At 71.0% G+C, this 6,462-nt stretch carries 6 protein-coding genes and 1 pseudogene; 3 read left to right on the top strand and 4 right to left on the bottom strand.

What is annotated here, in order from left to right; translation table 11 throughout:
* Positions 1–277 (bottom strand): annotated as a pseudogene (locus IZR01_RS47280) (carboxyl transferase domain-containing protein); the annotation flags it as partial.
* A gap of 96 nt (positions 278–373) precedes the next feature.
* Between IZR01_RS47280 and IZR01_RS47275 the strand changes: the two are divergent.
* A complete protein-coding gene (locus IZR01_RS47275; RefSeq protein ID WP_194927673.1) occupies positions 374–922 on the top strand; it encodes an MTB12 C-terminal domain-containing protein in 549 nt (182 codons plus the stop codon).
* Entirely contained in the window at positions 913–2,310 is a 1,398-nt protein-coding gene (locus IZR01_RS47270) for an ABC transporter substrate-binding protein (RefSeq protein WP_194927672.1), read from the top strand. Before IZR01_RS47275 ends, IZR01_RS47270 begins: the two co-directional genes overlap by 10 nt.
* Positions 2,311–2,335: 25 nt before the next feature.
* Here IZR01_RS47270 and IZR01_RS47265 read toward each other — a convergent pair whose 3' ends face one another.
* The 3 genes from IZR01_RS47265 to IZR01_RS47255 form a co-directional block, all read right to left on the bottom strand.
* On the bottom strand, positions 2,336–2,767 hold the full coding sequence (locus tag IZR01_RS47265; RefSeq protein WP_194899951.1) for a nucleoside deaminase: 432 nt from the start codon (positions 2,765–2,767) through the stop codon (positions 2,336–2,338).
* Positions 2,768–2,906: 139 nt separating this feature from the next.
* Positions 2,907–3,827 carry a hypothetical protein gene (locus IZR01_RS47260; protein WP_194927671.1) on the bottom strand — a complete coding sequence of 307 codons (921 nt, stop codon included), beginning with the start codon at positions 3,825–3,827 and terminating at the stop codon, positions 2,907–2,909.
* A gap of 16 nt (positions 3,828–3,843) precedes the next feature.
* Positions 3,844–4,350, bottom strand: coding sequence for a SigE family RNA polymerase sigma factor (locus tag IZR01_RS47255; RefSeq protein WP_194927670.1), 507 nt, complete (start codon positions 4,348–4,350; stop codon positions 3,844–3,846).
* A gap of 150 nt (positions 4,351–4,500) precedes the next feature.
* Between IZR01_RS47255 and IZR01_RS47250 the strand changes: the two genes are divergently transcribed.
* Entirely contained in the window at positions 4,501–6,165 is a 1,665-nt protein-coding gene (locus tag IZR01_RS47250) for an FAD-dependent monooxygenase (protein WP_194927669.1), read from the top strand.
* The last annotated feature ends 297 nt before the right edge of the window (positions 6,166–6,462 follow it).

The raw sequence follows: 6,462 nt of genomic DNA, 5'->3' as shown, positions 1-6,462 counted from the left end.
CGGCTTTGGCTCCAGCTCCAGCTCCAGCTCCGGCTCCGGCTCCGGCTCCGGGGAGTGCGAGGCGGGCGGCCGCCGCTTGCGCCAGGAACGCGGCGCCGTCCGGCAGCACCGCATCGTCGAAGACCGCGCCGGCCGCGACGACGAACCAGCCGGCCCATTCGCGGGCGGCGCGGATCAGCGCCGCAGGCGACAGGGCCGGGGGCGGCTCGGGCGGCTCGGGCGGTTTGGGCGGCTCGGGCGGCTTGGGGGTCGCCGGGAGGTGTGGCAACCGGGGCATGGCGGGTTTCTACCGCTTATGTTGCGGTTTATACATAAAGGGACATGCTGAGGTGATGTTGGGTCCTTCGATCGCACTAAAGGCGGAGTGGAAGCCATGGCGATGACACGACGTGCGGCTGGTATCGCGGCGGTGGTGCTGATGGCGACGGCGGCGTGCGGCGGGGGCAGCAGCAAGCCGTCTTCGTCGACGACGAGCAGCACGCCGCCGTCGACGAGTTCGACGCCGAGCACGACCGGTTCGACCTCGACCTCGCCGACCGGCACGGCCACCGCCGGCGGGCCCGCCGACTCGACCGCCGCCGAGGCGCAGATCAAGCAGAACTGGCAGGCGTTCTTCAACCCGAACACCACGATCGCCGACAAGGCGAAGTACCTGGAGAACGGCGGCGCACTCGGCCCACTACTCCAGGGCTTCGCCGCGGATCCGCGGGTCAAGCAGGTGTCGGCGGTGGTGTCGAACGTGGCGTTCACGTCGCCGACGACGGCCACCGTGACCTACTCGCTGTCCCTGCAGGGCACCGTGGTGGAGCCGAACGCCACGGGCAAGGCGGTGTTGCAGGACGGCACCTGGAAGGTGGCGGACGCGACGCTGTGCGGCCTGGTCGCGCTCACCGGCAACACCTCGCTCCCAGGATGCAGCTGAGAACCGAGCCTGTGACGCCAAGACTGCTAGCCCTCCTCACGCTGCTCGCGACGTCAACGCTGGCAGCGGCCGGCTGCGGCACCCGCCTTTCCGCCAGCGCCTTCGCCCCGCGCCCCACGACAACCGCCCCCGCGCAAAACGGCGGCACCGGCACCGGTCAGAACTCCCAAAACCCCGCCAGCGACACCGGCGTCACCCCGACCCAGATCCGCGTCGGTATCCTCGCCTCCCTGACCAGCCCCGTAGGCTCCGCCGCCTTCAGCGCCCCCAGCTACGGCGCCCAAGCCTTCTTCCGCGCGCTCAACGACAGCGGCGGCGTCCACGGCCGCACCGTCGCGGTCTCGGTGTGCGACGACGGCGGCAGCGGGATCGGCAACCAGGACTGCGTCCACCAGCTCATCGACCACGACCAGGTCTTCGCCCTGAACGCGACCGCCGCCCTGGACTACGCCGGCGCCTCCTACGTCTCCAAGAAGGCCGTCCCCGACGTCGGCGGCCAGCCCATCACCACCGTCTACGACCAGTACCCGCACCTGTACGCCATCGGCGGCAGCAGCTCCCCGCGCGACGGCCGCACGGTCGGCTGGAACGGCACCCTTTATCAGAGCACCGAGATCTTCCGCTTCTTCAAGCAGCGCCTCGGCACCGGACGCGCCGCGGTCGTCGCCTACAACCAGGCCGACTCCACCCGCTACGCCTCGCAGCTCGCCGCCGGCCTGCGCGCCGAGGGCTACCACGTCCTGTCCCAGACCGTGGACCTCGCGCTCCCCGACTTCCAGGCCGTCGTCGCGTCGATGAAAGCGGACGGCACCCAGCTGGTCTTCGACGCCATGGACACCCGGGGTAACGCCGAACTCTGCGACGCGATGGACACCGCCGGGGTGAAGGTGCTGGCGAAGGTCACCAACGTCGAGAACTGGGGCGAATCAGTACGCGATGACTACCGCTCCTCCCCCAGCTGCCGCAACGTCCTGTGGGCGACGTCCTCCAGCCGCAACTACGAGGACGTCCAGTACCCGGCGGTCCAGCAGTTCCGTGCCGCGATGGCCCGCTACTTCCCGGACCAGGTGCCGCAGCTCTCGGCCTGGGACCTGGAAGGCTGGGCGGCCGCGCAGTGGCTCACCGACGCCATCAGCTCCTGCGGGGCCGACGTGACCCGCGTCTGCGTCGAGCGCTTCATGAACCGCCCGCAGCCCTACGACGCCCACAACCTGATCCTGCCGGCCTCCTTCACCCCCACTCCCCCGCCGACCGGCGACACCCGCGCGTGCCTGAACGCGGCCCGGTGGCAGGACTCTGCGCAGGGCGGCAAGGGCGGGTGGGTGACGCAGGTGCCTGACATGGATACCAACTGCTTCGAGGTGCCGCAGTTGCCTTACACGCCATGAGAGCCGCGAGCCATGAAAGCCGTGGCTACCTCTGGTAGTAAGCCTCGATCGGAACCCGCGCCTCCTGGAACAAAGCCGGCCCGTCCTGCGGTACCACCGGCCACTCAGAACCCGGATTCAGTCCGATGAGCTGGTCGGTTCCCAGCGCGTAGACGACCCGCCCGAGCCCCGAGCGCACGATGGCGCCGCCGCACATCCCACACGGCTGGCAGCTCGTGTACATCGTCGTCGTGGCGGCGACCTCGGGGCTGAGCTCGCGGGCGGCCCAGCGCGCGAGCTTCAGTTCCGGATGCGCGGTGATGTCGTCGTCGCGGCGCACTGTGTTGTGGTCCTCGACCAGGATCGTCCCGTCCGCGGACGCGAGCAGCGAGCCGTAGGGGGCGTCGCCGAGGGTGACGGCGTGGGCGGCGATGGCGATCGCGCGACGGAGCAGGGTCTGGTCGGCGGGGGTGGGCACTGGTCGTCCTCCGGTGGTCGGCGCGGCGCGCGGCAGACTTGCGCGGTCGTTGGGACCGCGGTCGTTGGGACCGCGGTCGTTGGGACCGCGGTCGTTGGGACCGCGGTCGTTGGGACCGCGGTCGTTGGGACCGCGGTCGTTAGGACATTGTGCCCATCAGCACCTTGTACTGCTCCACATACTGATCGAACCCCGAAGACTTGATCAGCGTCAGGAACCCGTCCAGCGTCACCGGCTGCGGACCGCCGGCCTGGTAGGCGGCGGCGAACTGGAACTGACGGCCGCCCGGGAGATCGATGTAGAGCGTGTAGCCGCCCGGCTTGTCGCCGCTGGGTGCCGAATCGAACTCGATACCGGGTGTGCCGTCGGCCAGGGTCACGTCCCGGCAGGTGGTCTGCGGGTACCAGACATTGGAACAGAGGGCCGAGAAGACGGGCCGGGGGCTGATCTCCACGGCCACCGAAGTGGTGTCGCCGGCACCCGGAGTGTGGTACCCGTCGGCCGTGAAGTTGTCCGGCACGTAGGAGAGGGTGTCAGCATCAATCCGTACTCGGCCCGGCCCCCAGGTGTGGCCCGGGAGCAGTCGGTCCAAGGTGTTCACACCCAGGTGGCACAGCGCGCTCGCCGCGGTGGCGTCGGGAATCGGCAGGACCGGATCGCCGGGGAAATCCACGAGCTGGAAGGTCTGGTCGCAGGTGGGGCCCGGCTGGGTAGCGCTGGACGTGCTCGGCGGACGCACCGGCGTCGGCGTCGGCTTCCCCATCGCCGCCGAGGTGCCCACGGCCCCGCCCGGCCCCGTCGCCGAAACCGTGCCGCCGGCCCCGGCACCGCCGACCAGCTGGGTCGCGACCAGCACCGTGGCGGCCGCCGCCGCGACCCCGCCGCCCACGCCGGCCATCTGCCGGCGCCGCCGCCCGCGCTCGTACCCCGCCAGCGCGCGCGGCACCATGTCGACCAGCGCGGGCTCGTCGCCGAACTCGCCGGCGAAGGCAGCCCCGGGGTGTTCCCGATATCCGTCGTGCTCGTCCCGGTCGTAGCCGGGGAACATTTCGTCAGTCATCTGATTTCCATCCGTTTCACCGGAGTCCGGTGTCGATGAGGGAATCGCCGACGATCTCCCGCAGCCTGGCCAGGGCCCGGGACGTCTGGCTCTTGACGTTGCCGATGGAGCACCCGAGCGCGGCGGCCGTGGCCTCCACACTCAGGTCCTCCCAGAACCGCAGCACCACCACGGCGCGTGCCCGCGCCGGGAGGAGTTGCAGCGCGGCTTGCAGGGAGAGACGCAGATCGGGCGAGTCCGCGGGGGCCGTCTCCGGTATGCCCGAGGAATACTGCGCCGCCCGTTCCGCCTGCCGCTGATACTTGCGTTTGTGGCGCAGGAAGGTGTTGACGAGAACCGTGTGCGCGTAGGCGTCCAGCGAGGCGGCCCGCTGGGCCCGTCCCCAGCTGCGACACAGGTTGACCAGCGTCATCTGGGTCAGGTCCTCGGCGAGATGCCAGTCGCCGCACAGCAGGTAGGCACTTCTGCGCAGGTGACGCTGGCGCGCCCCGGCGTACTCCGCGAACCCCTCTAGCCGGTCCACTGAATCCCTCCCCCAATGCCATGCCGCGCCTGCCGCTCTTCGGCCCTGCTTGCCTTCGGCCCCGTCACAAGATTCCGATCAGGCTGCCTACCGAAAGGTTGCAGACCGCCCGCTATCATCGTTCGTACTCAGGCCGACCGGGAGGAACGGATGTCGTCACCACCAGACGTGGATGTGCTGGTGGTCGGGGCCGGTCCGGTCGGCTGCTGGGTGGCCGCCGAACTGAGCGCGGCCGGGGTGCGGGTCCAGCTCGTGGAAGCGCGCCAGAGCCGCCCTACGTGGTCCCGCGGGTTCGTGGTGCATCCGCGGACGATCGAGATCTTCGACTCGCGCGGGGTCGCGGCGCCGATGGTGGCGACCAGCCGGCGCTCGCCGACGTGGCACTTCGCGATGGGCACGACCCGGCTGGACTTCACCGCGCTGCCCACGACGTTCCCCTACATCCTGCTCCAGCCGCAGGCGCAGACCGAGCAGTTGCTGGAGGAGCACCTGGTCCGGTGCGGCGGCACGGTGCTGCGCGGGCGGCGGGTCGTGGGGCTGCGGCAGCGGGCCGACCGGGTGCTGGTGCGGATCCAGCCCGACGAGGGCGGCGAGTACGAGGTCAGCGCGCGGTTCGTCGTGGGCTGCGACGGCGCGCACAGCGCGGTGCGGGACGCGGCCGGCATCGGCTTCAACGGCACCCCGGACACCATCGTCAGCCCGGCCGCGCTGGTGGAACTGGCCACCCCGCCGCCGCCGGAGGAGTACTTGCAGGACAGCGAGCAGGGGCTGCTGCTGATGATCCCGTTGCCGGACGGCCGGTTCATCGTCTCGACCATCGACCACACCGTGATGACCGACCTGGTCACGCCGTGGACGACGCAGATGGTGCGGGAGTCGCTGATCCGGATCACCGGGAGCGACTACGGGCTCGGCGAGGTGGAGCGGATCTCCACGATCGGGAACTCGGCCCTACAGGCGGATCGCTATCGCGACGGCCGGGTGCTGCTGGCCGGGGACGCCGCACACGTGCACTTCCCGATGGGCGGCCAGGGCATGAACCTGGGGATCCAGGACGCGCACAACTTGGCGTGGCGGCTGGCCGCGGCGGTGCGGGCGGACCGGGAGGACCGGGAGGAAGGCCTGCGCGGTGGCCTGGACGATGGCCTGCGCGATGGCTTGGACGAAGGTCTGCAAGACGACGAGGGTCCGCAAGACGACGAGAGCCTGCAAGAGGCGGTCAAGGCCGAGGCGATCGACGCCCTCCTCGACGGCTACGAGGCGGAGCGGCGGCCGGCCGGGGAGCGGGTGCTGGAGGACGTGCACGCGCAGATGGCGCTGGTCGCGGCCACCGGGGCCGACGGCGCTGCGCTGCGGGCTCGGTTCGGGGCGCTGTTGGCCGAGCATCCGCAGGTCAATCTGCAATACGCGCGGCGGTTGTCGGGGATCGCGGTGCGGTACCCGATGCGGCCGGCGGCTGGCAGGTCAGGCGACGGGGGCGACGGAAGCAATGGGCGCGACGGAGACGGGGCCGGCGGTGGGGACGTACGGCTCGGCGCGCGCGTCCCGGACCTGCTGCTGGCGCGCGCGGACGGTCCGCCGGTCCAGCTGTACGAGCTGCTGCGGGAGATCGGGCCGGGACGCTTCGTGCGGCTGGCGATCGGTGGCGGGAGCGCGGTGGGTGAGCGGATCGGCGGCGGCTCCGGCATCGAGGCCGCTACCATCGCCGCGACCGGCGTGCTGGGGCCGGATTGGGCCCTGAGTGCCGGCTGGGACGCCCCGGGGTCAGTGCTGATCCGGCCCGACGGGCATGTCACCGAGGCCCGGACCTGGTGATTCGCTCGCGCGGACGGGTCGGACCAGCTCGGATATCATGGAGATCGCATTCCGGTCACACGGACGCAGGGAGCAGGCGCAATCGATGGCGAGTGCGGCAAGGCGCGGGGCTGAGGCGGGTGCCCCCGGGCAGTCGCGACCCGATGGGCTCCCGGTGCAGGCGGGTATGCCTTATCGCGAGGTGGATGGGCGAATAGCTGGTAAGGGCGCCGATGCCGAACCGATAGCGGAGCCGATCGAAGCCGCAGCCGCCGACGCCGACCCCGATACCGGCCCAGGCCCCGGCCTGTCTCTTAT

It is taken from the genome of Catenulispora pinisilvae, assembly GCF_015356865.1.
Lineage (GTDB): Bacteria > Actinomycetota > Actinomycetes > Streptomycetales > Catenulisporaceae > Catenulispora > Catenulispora pinisilvae.
The sequence above is the reverse complement of the archived record's forward strand: the minus strand, read 5'-3'. Positions and strand labels throughout refer to the sequence as shown.

Bases quoted from the DNA above. Each gene is read 5' to 3' on its own strand.
- IZR01_RS47260 (WP_194927671.1), bottom strand. From the start codon at position 3,827: ATGACTGACGAAATGTTCCCCGGCTACGACCGGGACGAGCACGACGGA.
- IZR01_RS47270 (WP_194927672.1), top strand. From the start codon at position 913: ATGCAGCTGAGAACCGAGCCTGTGACGCCAAGACTGCTAGCCCTCCTC.
- IZR01_RS47275 (WP_194927673.1), top strand. From the start codon at position 374: ATGGCGATGACACGACGTGCGGCTGGTATCGCGGCGGTGGTGCTGATG.
- IZR01_RS47250 (WP_194927669.1), top strand. From the start codon at position 4,501: ATGTCGTCACCACCAGACGTGGATGTGCTGGTGGTCGGGGCCGGTCCG.